General features: G+C 70.2%; 17 protein-coding genes. 5 read left to right on the top strand and 12 right to left on the bottom strand.

The annotated features are described in order from the left end of the window. Positions 1-12 precede the first annotated feature (12 nt). Both HNR23_RS04110 and HNR23_RS04115 read right to left on the bottom strand, forming a co-directional pair. Positions 13-1,317: an ABC transporter substrate-binding protein gene (locus HNR23_RS04110; protein WP_184073622.1), complete on the bottom strand. Its 1,305-nt coding sequence runs from the start codon at positions 1,315-1,317 to the stop codon at positions 13-15. Next, positions 1,314-2,555: a sn-glycerol-3-phosphate ABC transporter ATP-binding protein UgpC gene (locus HNR23_RS04115; RefSeq protein WP_184073624.1), complete on the bottom strand. Its 1,242-nt coding sequence runs from the start codon at positions 2,553-2,555 to the stop codon at positions 1,314-1,316. Before HNR23_RS04115 ends, HNR23_RS04110 begins: the two co-directional genes overlap by 4 nt. A gap of 322 nt (positions 2,556-2,877) precedes the next feature. Between HNR23_RS04115 and HNR23_RS04120 the strand changes: the two genes are divergently transcribed. Further along, entirely contained in the window at positions 2,878-3,573 is a 696-nt protein-coding gene (locus tag HNR23_RS04120) for a response regulator transcription factor (RefSeq protein ID WP_184073626.1), read from the top strand. Further along, entirely contained in the window at positions 3,570-4,928 is a 1,359-nt protein-coding gene (locus tag HNR23_RS04125) for a sensor histidine kinase (protein ID WP_184073628.1), read from the top strand. Before HNR23_RS04120 ends, HNR23_RS04125 begins: the two co-directional genes overlap by 4 nt. A 123-nt stretch (positions 4,929-5,051) precedes the next feature. Here the strand turns inward: HNR23_RS04125 and HNR23_RS04130 are convergent, their stop codons facing one another. Continuing rightward, positions 5,052-7,436, bottom strand: a complete 2,385-nt coding sequence (locus tag HNR23_RS04130; RefSeq protein ID WP_394353743.1) for a trehalase-like domain-containing protein — start codon at positions 7,434-7,436, stop codon at positions 5,052-5,054. A 696-nt stretch (positions 7,437-8,132) separates the two neighbouring features. On the opposite strand from HNR23_RS04130, the gene HNR23_RS04135 reads away from it, so the two are divergent. Next, positions 8,133-8,441: a YrhK family protein gene (locus HNR23_RS04135; RefSeq protein WP_184073630.1), complete on the top strand. Its 309-nt coding sequence runs from the start codon at positions 8,133-8,135 to the stop codon at positions 8,439-8,441. An 86-nt stretch (positions 8,442-8,527) separates the two neighbouring features. Here the strand turns inward: HNR23_RS04135 and HNR23_RS04140 are convergent, their stop codons facing one another. Beyond that, complete coding sequence (locus HNR23_RS04140) at positions 8,528-8,818, bottom strand: DUF397 domain-containing protein (RefSeq protein ID WP_184073632.1); 291 nt, start codon at positions 8,816-8,818, stop codon at positions 8,528-8,530. Continuing rightward, entirely contained in the window at positions 8,815-9,675 is an 861-nt protein-coding gene (locus HNR23_RS04145; protein WP_184073634.1) for a helix-turn-helix domain-containing protein, read from the bottom strand. The genes HNR23_RS04140 and HNR23_RS04145 overlap by 4 nt, the downstream gene beginning before the upstream one ends. Positions 9,676-9,893: 218 nt before the next feature. Here HNR23_RS04145 and HNR23_RS04150 point away from each other — a divergent pair, with 218 nt between their 5' ends. After that, entirely contained in the window at positions 9,894-10,454 is a 561-nt protein-coding gene (locus tag HNR23_RS04150) for an ATP-binding protein (protein ID WP_184073636.1), read from the top strand. Positions 10,455-10,541: 87 nt separating this feature from the next. Here the strand turns inward: HNR23_RS04150 and HNR23_RS04155 are convergent, their stop codons facing one another. From HNR23_RS04155 to HNR23_RS04185, 7 genes are all read right to left on the bottom strand, one after another. Continuing rightward, positions 10,542-11,285, bottom strand: a complete 744-nt coding sequence (locus tag HNR23_RS04155) for an MIP/aquaporin family protein (protein ID WP_184073638.1) — start codon at positions 11,283-11,285, stop codon at positions 10,542-10,544. Positions 11,286-11,539: 254 nt separating this feature from the next. Then, positions 11,540-13,036, bottom strand: coding sequence for a glycerol kinase GlpK (gene glpK, locus HNR23_RS04160; protein WP_184073640.1), 1,497 nt, complete (start codon positions 13,034-13,036; stop codon positions 11,540-11,542). 210 nt (positions 13,037-13,246) lie between these two features. Further along, positions 13,247-14,014, bottom strand: a complete 768-nt coding sequence (locus HNR23_RS04165) for an IclR family transcriptional regulator (protein WP_184073642.1) — start codon at positions 14,012-14,014, stop codon at positions 13,247-13,249. Between the two features lie 260 nt (positions 14,015-14,274). Further along, positions 14,275-14,904, bottom strand: a complete 630-nt coding sequence (locus HNR23_RS04170; RefSeq protein ID WP_184073644.1) for an OmpA family protein — start codon at positions 14,902-14,904, stop codon at positions 14,275-14,277. Next, complete coding sequence (locus HNR23_RS04175; RefSeq protein ID WP_221308026.1) at positions 14,888-15,442, bottom strand: hypothetical protein; 555 nt, start codon at positions 15,440-15,442, stop codon at positions 14,888-14,890. Before HNR23_RS04175 ends, HNR23_RS04170 begins: the two co-directional genes overlap by 17 nt. A 118-nt stretch (positions 15,443-15,560) precedes the next feature. After that, positions 15,561-16,442, bottom strand: a complete 882-nt coding sequence (locus HNR23_RS04180) for a 1,4-dihydroxy-2-naphthoate polyprenyltransferase (RefSeq protein WP_184073646.1) — start codon at positions 16,440-16,442, stop codon at positions 15,561-15,563. A gap of 174 nt (positions 16,443-16,616) precedes the next feature. After that, positions 16,617-17,162, bottom strand: coding sequence for a GNAT family N-acetyltransferase (locus tag HNR23_RS04185; protein WP_184073648.1), 546 nt, complete (start codon positions 17,160-17,162; stop codon positions 16,617-16,619). 175 nt (positions 17,163-17,337) lie between these two features. Between HNR23_RS04185 and HNR23_RS04190 the strand changes: the two genes are divergently transcribed. Beyond that, positions 17,338-17,712 carry a phage holin family protein gene (locus tag HNR23_RS04190; RefSeq protein ID WP_184073650.1) on the top strand — a complete coding sequence of 125 codons (375 nt, stop codon included), beginning with the start codon at positions 17,338-17,340 and terminating at the stop codon, positions 17,710-17,712. Positions 17,713-17,945 lie beyond the last annotated feature (233 nt).

The following is a 17,945-nucleotide window of genomic DNA, read 5'->3' on the forward strand; positions in this document are numbered from 1 at the left end:
TATGCCTCGGAATCACTTGCCGTGGGCGCGGGCGGCGTCGGCTTCCAGCCGCTCCATGGCGCCGTCGACGTCGTCAGGGTCGGCGAAGAAGTCCTGCAGGGTCTGCCACATCCCGCCGCCGACGGTCGCGCCGAAGGCGGAGGGCTGCAGGTCGGACAGGTCGAACCGGACGTCCTCCCCGGCGCGCACCACCTGCTCGGCGATCTGGCCGGTCAGCTCGTCGGCGTAGGCCTCGGCCGGGACGTTGCGGTTGGGCGAGACGAAGCCGCCCAGGCCGGCCCACGTGGAGGCGGCCTCGGGCGAGGCCAGGAACCGCAGCAGCTCCATAGTCGCTTCATCGTCCTTCAGGGCCACGGCGGCGTCGCCCGCGACGACCACGGCGTCGCTGTTCTCGCCCACCGCGGGGAAGCGGAAGGTGCGCGCGCCGTCGCCCACGGTGGCGCCGGTGCTGGCGGAGACGACCGTGCCGATGAAGTCCGCCCCGACCACCATCGAGGCCTGCGGGTCGTCGTTGAACACGTTGGTCACCGAGGTCGGGAAGTCGGTCTGCAGGGCGCCGCGGGTGCCGCCCGCGATCAACTCCTCACTGCCCCACAGCTCGGCGAGCTTCTCCAGGGCCTCCGCGACCGACGGGTCGGTCCACGGGATCTCGTGCGCGGCCAGTCGGTCGTACTGCTCCGGCCCCGCGGTCTGCAGGTAGACGTTCTCGAACCAGTCGGTGAGGACCCATCCGTCGGCCGCCGCGACCGACTGCGGGGTGAGGCCGACGTCGGCGAGGTCCTCCGACAACCCGAGGAAGTCGTCCCAGGTCTCGGGGGTCTCGGCACCGGTCTCGGCGAAGACGCCGTCGTTGTACCAGACCAGCGACTTGTTGGCGACCTTGAAGTAGACGCCGTAGGGGGTGCCGTCGACGGACCCGAAGTCCGTCCAGGCGCCGGCCATGTTCTCGTCGAGAGCGTCCACGACGTCGTCGCTGAGCGGCTTGAGGGCGTCGGCCTCCACGAACTGGGCGATCAGCCCCGGCTGGGGGACGAGCGCCACGTTGGGCACGTCGCCGCCCCGGATGCGGGTCTGCAGCACCGTCGGCAGGTCGTCGGCCGCGCCGCTGTACTTCACGGTGGCGCCGGTCCGGTCCTCGAAGACCTCCAGGACCTGCTCGAAGGACTCCTGTTCACTGCCGGACCAGGGGCCGACGATCTCGATGGTCCGCCCTTCGAGGTCGGCGCCGGTGGCCGTGGTGGTGTCGGCCCCGCACGCGGTGGCGGCGAGCCCCAGGGCGGTGCAGGCCGCGATGAGGGGGAGGGTGTGCTTCTTCATCCGGTTGCTCCTTGGTTGTCGGTGATCGACGTGCCGCTGACCGGATCGAAGAACTGCAGCCGATCGGTGTCGACGGCCACCGTGATGGTCTGTCCCTCGAACACGTGGGTGCGGGGGCTGAACCGCCCGACCAGGACGATCCCCTTCTCCGGTCCCGTGTCGCGCGCGGCGGCCGAAAGCGCCGTGACGGCGTCGTCGGCGCCGGCGTCCCGCGCGAGCTCGCGGGTGTCCTCGGTGACGACCGGGTCGGCGTCCACGGGGAAGTGCACCAGGACGTCGGACCCCATCGCCTCCACCAGGTCGGCCACGGAGGTCAGGGTCGCTCCCTCGGTCGCGCCGACGATCTCGGCGTCCTCCATGTCCTCGGGGCGGATGCCGAGCACGACCTTGCCTCCGGCGTGGTCGCGCAGGGCGGGCCGCCGGTGCAGCAGGCCGTCGGGAAGGTCCAGGGCCTGGGAGCCGACGCGCACCCGGTAGCGGCCGTCGCCGCCGACCTCCAGGCTCGCGCCGAGCAGGTTCATGCCGGGCGAGCCCACGAACCCGGCGACGAACAGGTTGGCGGGGTGGTCGTAGAGCTCCTGGGGCGGGCCGACCTGCTGCAGGACGCCGCGTTTCATCACCGCCACCCGGTCGCCCAGGGTCATCGCCTCGGTCTGGTCGTGGGTGACGTAGACGGTGGTGACGCCGAGGTCGCGCTGGATGCGGGCGATCTGGGCGCGCATCTGCACCCGCAGCTTCGCATCCAGGTTGGACAGCGGCTCGTCCATGAGGAACGCGCGCGGCTCCCGCACGATCGCGCGGCCCATCGCCACCCGCTGCCGCTGCCCGCCGGACAGCTGGCCGGGCTTGCGATGCAGGTGCTCGCCCAGTTCGAGGACACCGGCGACCTCGCGGACCCGCCGCTCGATCTCGTCCTTGGGCAGCTTGCGCAGGCGCAGCCCGAACGCGATGTTCTCGAAGATGTTCAGGTGCGGGTAGAGGGCGTAGGACTGGAACACCATCGCGACATCCCGGTCGCGAGCGGGGACGCTGTTGACGGTCCGGTCCCCGATGCGGATGGTGCCCTCGCTGATCTGCTCCAGGCCCGCGATCATCCGCAGCGCGGTCGTCTTGCCGCACCCGGACGGACCGACGAGCACCAGGAACTCGCCGTCCTGGATGTCCAGGGCGAGGTCGTCGACGGCGCGGGTGCCGTCGGCGTAGACCTTGCCGAGTCCGTCGATCACGATTTCTGCCACGACATCTCCGATGGGGACCGGGCGCGCCCGCGGGCGGCCGTGCGCCGCCGGGGCTTCGCCTATGCTGGGTTCGCTGCTCAGCGCCGCGCATGTGACGCGGGCCACTCACCTCGCGGTGTAAAACGAAGGTAATCCGCGTCTCCCTAAGGCAGCCTTAACGCAACGTCTCGGTCCACTTAAGTCGGCCGTCACCTGCGGCTGGGCGCGGTCGGCGGGAAACCCCCGGTGGCCCCGCTGACCGGTACGGACACGCGAATCGGGCACCGGGGCGGTGCAGCGCGTGAACTCGTGTCACCACGGTCGCATTGGTTAACGTGAATTCATGGCAACGGTGTTGCTGGTTGAAGACGACCACATGGTGCGCAGCGCGCTGGTGCGGGCACTGACCAACCTCGGGCACGTCGTGCACCCCGTCGGCACGGCCCTGGACGCGCTGCGGGAGGCCACCGAGCACGACCCGGACATGGTCATCCTCGACCTGGGCCTGCCCGACCTCGACGGTGCCGCCGCGCTGCGCATGCTGCGCGGGCACAGCGACGTCCCGGTGATCGTGGCGACCGCGCGCGGCGACGAGCCGTCGATCGTCCGGCTCCTCAACGACGGCGCCGACGACTACGTCGTCAAGCCGTTCTCCAGCACGCAGCTGGCCGCGCGGATGAACGCCCTCCTGCGCCGCTCCGGTCGCCCCACCGATTCCGCGGCGGAGACAGGAGAGATCACCGTCGGAGACCTGAGCATCAGCCTGTCGCGGCGGCAGGCCACTCTGGAGGGCCGCCCGCTCGAACTGTCCCGGCGCGAGTTCGACCTCCTGGCCTACCTCGCCGAACGCGTCGGCACGGTGGTCACCCGCCGGGAGATCGTCGAGGCGGTCTGGCACCAGCACCCCTTCGTCGGCCACGACCAGACCATCGACGTGCACATGTCCTGGCTGCGCCGCAAGCTCGGCGAGACGGCGAGCGAGCCCAGGTACCTGCACACCGTCCGGGGGGTCGGGCTCAAAGTCGTGGAACCCGAATGAGACCGCTGCTGGCGCGGTCCGTCGCCATCGCCACCACCCTGGTCGCTCTGGTCCTCATCGTCGTGATCACCCTGCTGGCATGGGGCGACGCACGAGAGCGGGCCGAGTCCGACATCCGGCTGCAGGCCGGCATGGTCGCCGCCGTCGTGGCTGTGGACCCCGACCCCGAGGTACTGCGGCGGGCGGTCGCCACCACCCCCTCCGGGCAGCAGGGGCGCCTCGCCGTCCACCTGCCGGACGGCACCACGGTGGGCGCCAGCCGCGCGAACGCCGAGGAGGTGCGGCGCGCGGCGGCCGAGAACCGCGAGCTGACCTCCACCGACCGCAACGGCACGGCCTACCTGCTGCCCGTGCGCACCCCGCCCGGCGCCGAACACGTGGGCGACGGCGCGGCCGGCGACAACTCCGTCGTCGAGATCCACCTGCCGCGCGGCGCGATCCTCGGGGGGCTGGCCACCACCGTCGCCGGGCTCTTCGCGGTCGCCGTCCTGGCGGTCGTCGGCGCGGTCGTCCTCACCGACCGGCTGACCCGCCCGGTGCGGGCCGCACTGGTCGCCCTGGCCGACACGGCGTCCGCCATCGGCCGCGGGCGGCTCGACGCGCGCATCCGCGTGTTCGGCCCCCAGGAACTGGCGCGGCTCGGTGAGTCGATCAACGCCATCGGCGACCAGGTGCAGGGCCTGCTCGCCAAGGAGCGGGAGATGGCCGCGGACGTCTCCCATCGGCTGCGTACACCCCTGACCGCGCTGCGGCTGGACGCCGAGACCCTGACCGGACCCGAGGCGCAGCGCATCCGCGACGCCGTGTCCGCCCTCGACCACGACGTCGACGCCATCATCCGCAGCGTCCGCCCGGCGCGCTCGGAGGCAGACAGGGCCTGCGACCTGGCCGAGGCGGTGCGCGACCGGATGTCGTTCTGGTCGATGCTCGCCCACGACCAGGGCCGCGAGGTCGAGGTGGACCTCCCCGACCGGCCGGTCCGGGTCGCACTGTCCAGGGAGGAGTGCGCCGCCGTCGTCGACGCCATGGTGAGCAACGTCTTCCACTACACACCCGCCGGGTGCCCGTTGGCGGTCACGGTCGTCGCGCACGCCGGGTGGATCACCCTGGTCGTCGAGGACGGGGGGCCGGGGATCGCCGACCCGGCCGCCGCCCTGCGGCGCGGCACCAGCGGGGGCGGCTCGACCGGCCTGGGCCTGGACATCGCCCGGCACGCCGTCGAGGCGACCGGAGGGACCATCCACATCGAACGCGGCAAGCTCGGCGGAGCCCGCGTCCGGCTGCGCTTCGGCGAACTCGGCGTCCCCCACGAGGAGGACCAGCCCAAGGCCTGGCGCCTCCGCCGCCGCCCCTGACCCCCGCCTCCCTCTTTACTCCGTTGATCTCGGAGATAGTGGGGTAAAAATCGCTCACGATACCCCACTATCTCCGAGATCAACGGAGAAGGGGACAGGGCGCGGCTGTGTGGAGGTGTGGGCCTAACCGAGGTCGAGGAGTCGGGCGCAGCGGATCAGGCCCAGGTGGGAGTAGGCCTGCGGGTGGTTGCCCAGCGCGCGCTCGGACACCGGGTCGAACTCCTCGGGGATCAGCCCGGTGGGTCCCGCACAGTCCACGAAGTGCTTGAACAGCTCCTCGGCCTCTGTGCGGCGGCCGGTCAGCAGGTAGGCCTCGATCAGCCAGGTCGTGCACAGGTGGAACCCGCCCTCGCCACCGGGCAGGCCGTCCTCGCGGCGGTACCGGTAGACGGTCGGTCCGCTGCGCAGCTCGGCCTCCACCGCGGTGACGGTGGCCTGGAAGCGCTCGTCGGCCGGGTCGATCAGCCCGCTCAGCCCGATGTGCAGCGACGCCGCGTCCAGATCCGTGCCGTCATAGGCGGTGGTGAAGGCCTGGGCCTCCTCGCTCCACCCGTGTTCGAGCACCTCGGCGGCGATCCGGTCGCGCAGCGCCGCCCATTCCGCCGCGGCCCGGCGGCCGTGCCGCTCGGCCAGCCGCAGCGCGCGGTCAAGCGTCACCCAGCACATCACCTTGGAGTAGACGCGGTGCCGGGGCTCGTCGCGCTCCTCCCAGATCCCGTGGTCAGGCTCCTCCCAGCGGTGCTCCACCGCCTCGGCCATCGCCCGCACGAGGTCCCAGTCCCTGTCCGAGAGGGTGCCGCGGGCCCGCGACAGCCGGTCGACCAGCTCGACGATCGGGCCGAAGACGTCGAGCTGCACCTGGTGGTCGGCGAGGTTGCCCACGCGTACCGGCCGCGACCCGGCGTAGCCGGACAGCGAGTCCACGACCTCCTCGGGCCGCAGGTCGCCGCCGCGCACCGTGTAGAGCGGCCGCAGCAGTTCGGGGCCGGGCAGCGCCGCCACGACCCGGTGCACCCAGTCGAGGAAGGCGTCGGCCTCGGCGGTCGACCCGAGGTCGACGAGGGTCTGCACGGTCAGTGCCCCGTCGCGCAGCCAGCAGTACCGGTAGTCCCAGTTCCGCACGCCGCCGATCTCCTCGGGCAGCGAGGTCGTGGCCGCGGCCAACACCCCGCCCGCCGGGTGGCACAGCCCGCGCAGGGTCAGCGCCGACCGCCCGACCAGGTTCCGGTCGGTGTGGGGGAGGGACAGGCCCTCCAGCCACGCCGACCAGGGGGACCCGGCCCGCTCGCGGCGCTCCGGCTCGGGTTCGGCGGCGGGGGCGAGCGACGCGGTGCCGCAGCGCAGCTCCAGCACGACGGGGCGGTCGGCGGAGGGAAGCACGACCGCGTGCGCCGAGTCGTGCACGCCGTCGGAGGTGACCTCCCACTCCACACCGGGGGAGTGCAGCGCCATCGGGTAGGGGGCGCCCTCGACGCGCAGGCCGTCGGCCGCCCGGGTGATCCGCACGGGTGTCCGGCCGAACTCGGGGCGCGGCGCGAACTCCACCCGGGCCGGGGCCGAACCGGCGATGACGCGGACCAGGTCGGTGCGGCCCGGCCCGCCCTCGTGCGCCAGGTAGTCGGTGACGTCCAGCCGGGACCAGCGGGTGCGGACCGTCATGGTGCCCGGCAGGTAGCGCTGCCCGAGCGGCAGCCCGCCGTGCTCGGGGCGCACGGCGAACACCCCGGCCTCGCGCCCGCCCAGCACCTCGGCGAACACCGCGTCGGAGTCGGGCTCCGGGTGGCAGAACCAGGCCAGGCGCGCGTCCGGGCCGAGCAGGGCGACGGAGCGCCGGTTGGACAGCATCGACATCCGCTCGATGGGCACCGGCCGGTCGCCGAACAGCCAGGCGCGGCGCTCGGCGGCTAGCGCGGTGAGGACGGCCGCTGCGGAGGGGGTGTCGTCGACGCGGTGGGCGGCGGCCGTCTCTCCGGCGCCGACCCGGATCCCGGCGTCGGCCCCGCCCAGCCGGGCGAACACCGGCTCCTCGCCGTCGCCACCGCCGACGTAGAGCGTCGCTGTCGCCCCGACCTGGTCACGCAGCACGTCCAGCGCCCCTGCCTTGCCATCGACGGAGTCGCAGGTCTCAGCACGGGAATCGCAGGGCTCCGCATCGAACTCGGCGCCATGGGCTCCGACCAGCCGCACCTCGTCCGGCAGACGGGAGAGCACCGCGAGGTCGCGCAGCGGGCGAGCGGAGATGACCGCGCACACCGTCTCGGGCAGGGCCGCGAGGCGCCGCAGCGCGCGCACCGCCTCGGGCAGCGGGCGGGCGGCGTCCGCGTCCGGCCCCGCAGGGGCGAGCGCGCCGTCGTAGTCGCACGCCACGATGAGACGTGGAGTCCGGGCGAGCGCCGATACCCGGCGCCGCACATCCACCGGCAGCGCGTGCAACGTCACCGCGACGTCCGCGAAGGAGCGGCTCTCCGCCGCCGGGGGAACCCTTACGACCCCCTGCATGACCGCCACGTCCGCCTCCTCCGCTCGATGGTGTCCGTCTGGGATCCCGACTGCACGAGACCCGCTTCATGCACGTGACCAGTCATAGGAACGTAAAGCGGGAGCAAGGTGGGCGCAGGGTGTTTCATGCGGCGTTAGGCGCCATCTAAGGAAGACTTAAGGTTCACGCCGCCTCGCGCCTACCGGGGTGGATCGTGTGCGTGGCCCGCGCAGACGATGAACGCTCACCCAGGCCGCACATGGATTCGGGTCGCTCGATGGTGGCTGCGTCCACGGGCGCTTCTCCGCTGTCCACCCAGGCGAGGCTTGCTCATATGAGCGATCATGTGCTCTTTTGATTAACACCATTCAAAGCCACGCGTAATGCGATGTCAATGCCTGTGTCACGCATGAGCGACACGTTGATCACATGAGCGAAGGGGTGGGTTGATGGTCTCAGGCGAGCGAGATCGCCGCAGGCAGCGCGGAAGCGGACCCTGGCGCGAGGCCCGGCGGAGCCGCGTCAGGCGGCCCCACTCGCGTTGCACTTTTTACCTTCTTGGGCACTCCCCGCGGGATGCCGCCAGGGCCCCGGCCCAGTCGGCCCCGATCGGCGACTTTACGTACTTCGAATGACTACAGTAAGTGACTGAGTCCGCCGAAGCGCCCGTTGGCTCCTGGGGCCGACCGGGAGACCTCCGGGGCGACCGATCTTCAGGAGAGCCGATGCCGGGATCAGGCGCCGACAAGCCGTTGGTCGTGCACATCGGACCGGACGAACTGGTCATCCGGCGCCGCTGGGAAGCGGTGAGCATCGTCAACGACGTGCTCATCGCCGCGTGGTTCATCGTCGGCAGCATCATGTTCTTCTTCGCCGCTTGGACGACGTGGGGAACATGGTGCTTCCTCGCCGGCAGCGTCGAACTCCTGCTGCGGCCACTGATCCGCCTCGGCCGCCTGGTCCACATCCGCCGAGTGCGGGCCACCTCGCGCCGGGCTGGAACCATCCCGCACGATTCCTCCCTGGACTTCTGAACCCTCTTCCGTTGATCTCGGAGATACTGGGGTATCGCGAGCGATTTTTACCCCACTATCCCCGAGATCAACGGAAGAGGGGCTGGTCAGAGGCGATGGGAGCGGGCGGCGGTGAGGAAGGCGGCCCACTCTGAGGCCGGGAAGAGGATGTGGCCGCGCTCGGGGTGCTTGGAGTCGCGCAGCGCGGCACCGGTGGGGAGGTCGGCGACCTCGATGCAGTTCTGGCTGGCGCCGCTGTGGGTGCTCTTCCGGAAGTGGGCTACCTCGACGCAGCCGCCATTGACGCCGCTGTGGGTGCTCTTCCGGAAGTGGGCGACCTCTACACAGTCTTGACTAGCGCCGCTGTAGCTGCTCTTCCGGAACTTGAGTGTTGTCACTGTTCACTCTCAAGCGATGCGATGACTTCCTTGATGAAGTCGATGGACTGGGCCACGGTGAGCGCGGCGTTGTGCGCCTCACGCCACATGGCATCGTAACGTCGGATTTCGTCCTCTCCCTCCACAAAAAGGATAGAAGTGGGCGTTTCCGTGTAGCCGATGGCGGGGTCGGCTGGCTCGGGGAAGTCCAGTATCTGGAATCCCCCCAGGTTGGCCGCATGCATGCCCGCTGAGAACGGCAGGACATGGACGGTCATGTGCGGGCGGGCGGCCATGTGTATGAGGTGGAGTAGCTGTTCCTTCATCGCGCTGTTGCCACCTGCCGGACGCCGCAGAGCAGCTTCATCGATGATTGCGGAGTACTCGGGAGGGCGGAGGCTCGCGAGGATGCGTTGTCGCTCCATCCGGGCGTCGACGTGCCGCTGGATTTCGTCATCGTCGAAGGCATTGGTGCCCATGAATACTGCGCGCGTGTATTCGGCCGTCTGGAGGAGGCCTGGGATGACCTGGGCCTGGTACGTGCGTATGAACGATGCCTCGGCTTCGAAGTCGGGGAGGGCCCTGGCTCCGAAGACGTCCTTGTAGTTGGACCACCAGCCGAGTTGTGTCGCGTCCTTCGCTAGCTGGTGCATGGCCCGGCGGCTTTTGTCGTCTCGTTTGTAGAGGGAGGCGAGGGCATCGAGGTCGGCGAGGCGGATCCGCTTCAGCTCGGCGGTCTCCATCTTGCCGAGGGTGGCTCGGGGGATTCCGGATTGTTTGGCTGCTTCGTCCAGTTTTAGCCCGGCTTCTTCGCGGAGAGCTCGTAGTACTCGGCCGAGGCGGCGACGGCGAACGGTCGGGCTCAGGGGGCGCTTCATGGGGGAGAACCTATCAAGGATTCTTGGAGATTCTCTTGACGCTAGAGAATCTCTGTAGATACTGAATGTGTAGCCAGTGACCGGCGCATCACTCAGGGTCTATCGCGTCGCTCAGGCTACGGGGTGCCTGCTGGTGGAATCTCTGGAATCGCGAAGAACGTGCGGGCACCTGCAGTTGGTCCTTCACCCCCTCCAACCTGCGTGTGAGGAGTGCCCTCATGTCTTCTTCGCCTACGCCTGTGCCGGTGCTGCCCGAGGTGACCGTGCCGCTCAACCGGTTCATCCCCTCCGGCTACCGGCACTACTTCAACGGGTCTCGGGAGATGCCCTACAACCGGCGCCGGTTCGACTTCTGGGGAATGCCGGAGCTGATGCCTATGGTCCGTGCGTTCCTCGACACCTGTGCGGCGTCCCGGGATGCCGACTACCGGTACCTGTTCACGCTGCTCGGTAGTGAGCTGGCGACCAATGCGGTGCGTCATTCGGAGTCGGGGGCGCGTGAGGGCAGCTACACGCTGCTGGCGGAGCGTTCCCTGGACGGGATCAAGCTGACCTGCCGGGACGGCGGTGCGCTCGGGCGCGAGCCGGGGCGGTGGGCCGGGCGGGAGTACCTCGCCGTGGACCCGGCCGCCTCCGACCCCGACGCCGAGAGCGGGCGGGGGTTGGCGCTGGTGGATGCCCTGGCCACCGACTGGGGGGACTCCGGGTGGATCAGCCACCGGCACGTGTGGTTCTACCTTGCCTATGACCTGCGGGGGAGTGCGTGGGCGGCTGGGTGAACGGGTGACCGGTAGACCTCCGGCCACACACAAAGGGCGCGAACCCCCCTCCGGTTCGCGCCCTTTGCGGTCGAGACGAGTGCTGTGTCAGCCACCCAGGAACAGGTTGAAGACCTGTGCGCCGATGACGCCGCCGACGATCGGGGCGACGACGGGGACCCAGGCGTAGGACCAGTCGGAGCCGCCCTTGCCCGGGATCGGGAGGATGGCGTGGGCGATGCGCGGGCCCAGGTCACGGGCCGGGTTGATGGCGTACCCCGTCGGGCCACCGAGGGAGAGGCCGATGCCCAGGACCAGCAGACCGACCAGCAGCGGGGCGATACCGGAGCCGAACAGGAGGGCCAGGTCGGTCTCCTGGCCGATCGGGTTCACGTTGGAGCCGATGCCCAGGACACCGAGGACCAGCATGGCCGTACCGATGACCTCGGTGGTGAAGTTGGCCGGGATGTTTCTGACGGCCGGGGCGGTGCTGAAGACCGCGAGCTTGGCGTCGGGGTCGTCGGTGTGCTTCCAGTGCGCGAAGTACGCCAGGTACACGAGCACCGCACCGGTGAAGGCACCGGCGATCTGGGCGGCGATGTAGCCCGGAACCAGCTTGGGGTCGAATTCACCGATCGAGGTAAGGCCGATGGTCACGGCCGGATTGATGTGTGCGCCGCTGTACTGCCCGACGGTGTAGACGGCCATCGCCACGGCCATACCCCATCCGAGCGTGATGACGATCCAGCCGCCCGCGTGCGCCTTCGACTTGGCGAGGACGACGCCGGCGACGACACCGCCACCGAGCAGGATGAGGATCATTGTGCCGATGAATTCGGCGACGTAAACCATGATGGGCCTCCTATACGGAGTGGACCGTCCGGGACATGAGTGTCCCAGGGGATGGTGGAATGGCGCGTGCGGGGCGCCGGTGTGGTGGCCGATCGGAGGCGGGGATGCCTCCGGGGGCCGGTGAGACGTGCCGATCGATCGGCATCGGGCGCGGGACGTCGGCGATGATGGTCCCGGCGACGTGGGGCGCGGGCCGCCCGTGCGATGACGGCCCGCGCGTGGGGATGCGGACGTCCTTCAGGACGCTCTTCCCCTCAGGCCTCTTCGCGCTCGACCCAGCCGAGGGTGCGCTGAACGGCCTTGTTCCAGTTGTGGTACTCGCGGTCGCGCACCTCGGAGTCCATCTTCGGCGACCACTCGGCGGCCTTGTGCCAGTTGGCGCGCAGGCTGTCGATGCTCGGCCAGTACCCGACGGCCAGACCGGCTGCGTAGGCGGCGCCGAGGCAGGTGGTCTCGGCGACCATCGGGCGCACGACCTCGACGTCGAGCACGTCCGCGAGGATCTGCATGAGCAGGTTGTCGGCGGTCATGCCGCCGTCGACGCGCAGGCTGGCCAGGTCGACACCGGAGTCCTGGCGCATCGCGTCGACGACCTCGCGGGTCTGCCAGGCGGTGGCCTCCAGGACGGCGCGGGCGATGTGGCCCTTGTTGACGTAGCCGGTCAGGCCGCTGATGACGCCGCGGGCGTCGCTGCGCCAGTGCGGGGCGAACAGGCCGGAGAAGGCCGGGACGATGTAGCAGCCGCCGTTGTCCTCGACGGTGCGGGCGAGCGTCTCGATCTCGGCGGCGCTGGAGATCAGGCCGAGGTTGTCGCGGATCCACTGGACCAGGGAGCCGGTGACGGCGATCGAGCCCTCAAGGGCGTAGACCGCCGGCTGGTCGCCGATCTTGTAGCCGAGCGTGGTGAGCAGGCCGTTGGAGCTCATGACCGGCTCGGTGCCCGTGTTGAGCACCAGGAAGGTGCCGGTGCCGTAGGTGCCCTTGACCTCGCCCGGGTCGAAGCAGGTCTGGCCGAAGAGGGCGGCGTGCTGGTCCCCCAGGGCGGAGGCGACCGGAACGCCCTTGAGGAACTCGTGCGCCTCGCCGTAGACCTCGGCGGAGGAGGCGATCTCCGGGAGCATGCTCCGCGGGATGTTCATCGCGTCCAGGATGAACGGGTCCCAGTCCAGGGTCCGCAGGTTCATCAGCATGGTGCGGCTGGCGTTGGTCACGTCGGTGACGTGGCGGCCCGTCAGCTTCCAGATGATCCAGGTGTCCATGGTGCCGAACAGGAGCTCACCGCGCTCGGCACGCTCCCGGACGCCGGGCACCTCGTCGAGGAGCCAGCGCAGCTTCGGCCCGGAGAAGTAGGTGGCGAGGGGAAGACCGCAGCGCTCGCGGAAGCGCTCCTGGCCGACGACGCCGGCGAGCTCGTGGATCAGGTCGTCGGTGCGGGTGTCCTGCCAGACAATGGCGTTGTGGACGGGCTCACCGGTCTCGCGGTCCCACACCACGGTGGTCTCGCGCTGGTTGGTGATGCCGACGGCGGCGAGCTGTTCGCGGGAGAGGTTGCCCTTCTCCAGCGCCTCCTCGACGACGATCTTGATGTTGTCCCAGATCTCGGAGGCGTCGTGCTCGACCCATCCTGGCTGGGGGAAGATCTGCCGGTGCTCTCGCTGGCCGACGGTGACGATCCTGCCCTCGTGGTCGAAGATGATGCACCGGCTGGACGTGGTGCCCTGGTCGATCGCGGCAATGTACTGGCTGGTCATCCGTTTACTCGCCTCCGGCGAAAGGGGATAGTGCGGCGGGGTTCCCCCGTAGCCACCGAGGGGCGGTTGCATCAGGGGATTTCGCATGGCGTACGACAATGTAGAACGCGTGTTAACGAGTGTGAGTCAGGTCTCTGGTGCATGTCAAGCCAAGAATGTGAATCCGTGACCGTTGCATGACGAGATCTGCCTATCATCACACCTTTGCGGCTACCAGGGATGAGCTCCCAGGTCACGCGATATGGAGCGGGCCGCGTCGCGCACGTAGGACACCTGCTCCATGACCACTCCGCGGTCGTCGCGGAGCCGTTCCACGGCTCCGGAGAGCCCGATCGCGCCCACGGTCATGCCCCGCCGGTCGCGGATGGGCGCGGCGATGGCGACCTCGCCCTCGACCAACTCCTCCATCTCCGCAGCCCAGCCCTGGTGTCGGATCTCCTCCAGCTCGGCCAGGAGTGCCGGGACTTCGGTGATGGTGTGATTTGTGAAGCTCTTGAGCTCCTCGTCGGCGGGGTCCGTCGGGGCCGCGAGGGGGTCGAACGCCATCAGCACCTTGCCCAGTGCCGTCGCGTGCAGAGGGAGGAGGGAGCCGACGTCCAGCGTCTGCCGGGTGTCGTCCGGGCGGAACACGTGGTGCACCACCAGGACCTGGGCCTCGTGCAGGGTGCCGATGCGCACGCTCTCGCCACTGCGCCCGGCCAGGGAGTCGGCCCAGTTCAGCGCGCGGGTGCGCAGCTCGTTGCCGTCGAGATAGCGGGTGCCCAACCGCAGCACTCCGCCGCCCAGCTGGTAGTGGCCGGTCTCGCTGTCCTGCTCCACGAACCCCACGTGTTGCAGGGTGCGCAGCAGACCCAGGACGGTGCCCTTGGGCAGCTCCAGTGTTCGGGAGATCTCCGCGAGGCTCAGCCCGCGGGCACCGCCGGCCAGCAGCCGGAGGATGGCGGCGGCGCGCTCGATCGATTGGATCCTGCCAGCCATGCGGGGTAACACCACTCCCTAGTACGACAATGTCACACGGTGATAGTACTGGAATGTGTGACCTGTACTACTGGCGAGGTTGGCGCCGATGCTGGCGTTACGGAGAGTGATGCCGATTCGGCCCGAGGTGGGAGGTGTCGGCGGGTGCCGGACCGGCCCGAGGGGCGTGGAACGTGTTCCTGCTCGTATGGCCTGCATGAACGCACATCGGGCGGCCCGGTTCTCACCGGACCGCCCGGGTGTGCGGGTGGGAAGCGCCGTCAGCGCGCGAAGCTGATCTCCACGCGCCGGTTCATCTCCCGGCCCTCGGGGTTGTCCTCGCCGTCGATCTCGTTGGGCGCGACCGGGTCGGCCGAACCGTGCCCGGTGACCGAGAACGTGACGTCGACGTCGTCGCCGAGCAGGCCGGACAGCTCCTTCTCCACGGCCTTCGCCCGGTCCTCGGACAGGGGCTTGTTGTGCGAGTCGGCGCCCTTGGCGTCGGTGTAGCCGTCGATGTCCACGGTCTTGCCGTCGGCCTCGCTGCGCAGGATCTCGGCCGCCTCGCGCAGGGCGTCCCCGGCGTCGTCGCTGATGTCGGCCCGGTCGAACTCGAAGAGGACGTCGGCGGCGAGCGTCACCACGCGCTCCTCGTCGCTCTCCGCGTCGGTGAGCGAACCGTCGGCCCCCTCGGTCGCGAAGGTGAGCCCGTCGATCGGGCCGTCGATATCCACGACGGGCGGGCTGAGCCCGATGATGGGCGCCTCGGCGACCTCACCGCCCTTGACCTCGGCCCAGTTCTCGTCCGGGCCCTCAGGGGCGTCCGCCCGCGCGGTCGCCGGAAGCCCCAGCACCAGCAGGGCCGATGCCGCCGCCACGAGCCGCACGCGGGCCTCAGCTGAGCGGGACATTGGAGAGGGTCCCGACGTTGGGGATCGACACGTTCATCGTCTCCACGTCCTCCGGCGGGGCGCCGTAGGTCACGCTGAACAGGACGGAGTCGCCCGCATCGAACCTCATCGTGCCCATGTACGAGGAGCACACGCAGTTGCCTTCGGCATCCGAGGCGGCGAGGTGAAGCTTGCCGTTGTCGGGGTCGATCAGCTTCACGCCCGAGGCGTTGTTCTTGCCGCCAGCTCCGAGGAAGGAATGGACGAGGTCGGACTCCTCGTCGCCGGTGTTGGTGATGGAGAAGGTCAGCTCGACCGTCTTGGCGCCGCGGGACAGCTCGTGTACGGCGAAGTGCAGGTCCGTGCCGAGCATGGTGACGTCCTGGCTCGCCAGGGTCTCGCGGGCGTCGGCGCTGCCGGGGTCGACCTTGCCGGCGTTCACGGGCTCCTTGGCCGCGTCGGACGCTCCGTCGCCGTCGAACATGCCGCATCCCGTGAGGAGCAGGGTGCCCACGGTGATCGACACAAGGGATATTCCGGTGTTACGGGGGAAAACCATGCGAGGCAGGCTATCGGTGACGATACGGTCGCGTCACCGCGGCGGACCGCCCAGGACCAGGCCGGATGTGGCCGGTGCACGGGGGAACCGCGGCCGCCGGTGCTGCGTCCCAGGGGGCTCAGCCGAGCGCGCCCAGGGACAGGCCGATGGTGAGGAGCAGGCCGAAGACCAGCTGGAGCTTGCCGGTCTCGCCCAGGCCGAGGACCAGGTCGGAGCCGGTCTGGCCGCTCAGGACCCGGCGCAGCGGCGGTACCGCGAGCGGGATCGCGAGGAGGACCAGTGCCACCCACCGGCTGGCCGGGAAGGCGGCCAGGGCGATCACGAAGGCGCCGGCCACGCACGCCAGGTAGAGCCTCCGGGTCCGGGTGTCGCCGAGGCGCACGGCCAGGGTGATCTTGCCGGTCCGGGAGTCGGTGGGGATGTCGCGCAGGTTGTTGATCACCAGGACCGCGCACGACAGCAGGCCCACCGGGACGGCGGCCACCCACGCCTGCCACGGCACGTACCCCAGCTGGACGAAGGCCGTTCCCGCCACCGCCACCAGGCCGAAGAAGACGAAGACCGACACCTCGCCCAGGCCCCGGTAGCCGTACGGGTTCTTGCCGCCCGTGTAGTACCAGGCGGCCACGATCGCCACCGCCCCGATCAGCAGCAGCCACCAGGACGACGTCGCCACCAGGACCAGCCCGGCCACCCCGGCCAGAGCGAAGCACGCCCACGCCGCGGTGAACACCTGCTCGGGCGGTGCCAGCCGGGCGGCGGTCAGCCGGAGCGGGCCGACCCGCTCCTCGGTGTCGGTGCCGCGCACGCCGTCGCTGTAGTCGTTGGCGTAGTTGACGCCGATCTGCAGCGCCAGGGACACCACCATCGCCAGCAGGGCCTTCCACCACACGGGTGCGCCGATTCCCACGGCCACGCCGGTCCCGACGGCGACCGGGACGATCGAACTCGGCAGGGTGCGCGGGCGCGCCCCCGCGACCCACTGGCTCAGCGTGGCCACGCCTCGGCCCCACTTTCTACGTCGTGACAGGTCCGTCCGGGCGCTGACGTGCCCGGGCGGCGGTACTACTCGGCTGGGGTGCGGCGCGGTTCCGCTGCCGCGTTTCCACCGTAGCGCCGGATTCGACCCCTGCCGCGTCCGCGCGGGCGGCGCGTCCCCCGGTGACCGGCGACGTCACTCGCCGATGGCGGCGTGCAACCGGATCATCGGCACGGTCGCACCGGCCATCTCCAGTTCCCGCCGGGCGCCGTCGGGCCGCCAGCCCGAGGCCTCGGCGAAGGCGCGCAGCCGGTTGTCGGCCTCCAGCGTCCAGATGACCACGCGGTGGAACCGGTCGTCGACGAGGTGGTCGACGGCGGCGTTGACCAGGCGGCTGCCGTGCCCGCGCCGCAGGTGGTCCGGGTGGACGTGCAGGGCGTAGATCTCGGCGTCGGTGCCGGGCCACAGGTCGGGGTCCTCGGACGGCCCGATGGAGGCGAACCCCACGACCTCGCGCGCGTCGGTGGCGACCAGCAGCCGGTGCCGGGACGTCGGCGGGCTCTGCACCGCCGCCAGCCACTGCTCGCGGAACCGCGCTCCCGCCTCCTCACCGGTGAGCTCGTCGAGCACGGGGCCGGGCAGTTTCTCCCCGTACATCGACCGCCATGCCGCGACCTGGACGGCCACGACGCGGTCGATGTCCTCCGCGCGGGCGGATCGGACGAATCTCTGTTCGCTCATGGGCGCTCACATCCGGTCGAGGGGCGACTCGGCACATCGTCGCACCGGCGCACCCCGTCGAGGAAATCCGGACCCGCCGCGCCCCTGAGCCCCGCCTGGGGGACGACCCGGGATCTCCCCGGAAAAGCAGGCGGTCGAGTTCGCGTAGCGGCCCGTACGTGGGAATATCGAGGGCGTGAGCATCTTCATCAGAATCCTCGTGAATGCGATCGCCCTGTGGGCGGCGGTGTTCCTGATCCAAGGGATCGACGTCGCAGCCACGGACCCCGCCGAGCAGATCGTCGTGTATCTGGCGGTCGGGGTGATCTTCGGTCTCGTCAACGCCGTCATCAAACCGATCGTGAAGACCGTGGGATGCGCCTTCTACGTCCTCACGCTCGGCCTGGTGGCCCTGGTCGTGAACGCCCTGCTGCTCATGCTCACGGAGTGGGTCGCGGGCCTGTTCGACCTGCCCTTCACCATCGACGGCTTCTGGCCCGCCTTCTGGGGCGCGATCGTCATCGCCGTGGTGAGCTGGCTGCTCAGCGTCTTCCTGCCGGACAAGGACTAAGGACGACGGTCCCGGACGACCCCGGGGTCCCGCCGACGCCGCGGAGCCGGTGCCCCCTCGGGTGCCGGCTCCCTTACCGTTCCCGGGGTCCTGCGGACCCCCGCCGCACGTGCGGGGTGTTGCGTGCGTCACGCGCGCGCCGGCTCGCGGGGCGTGGTGAGTCCGGATGGCCACGCGGGCGCGCGACATGCCGGAGAGGCAGCGGAAGATAGGCCTACGTCCGCAAAAATCCA

Origin of the sequence: Nocardiopsis mwathae (assembly GCF_014201195.1) — a bacterium.
GTDB lineage: Bacteria > Actinomycetota > Actinomycetes > Streptosporangiales > Streptosporangiaceae > Nocardiopsis_C > Nocardiopsis_C mwathae.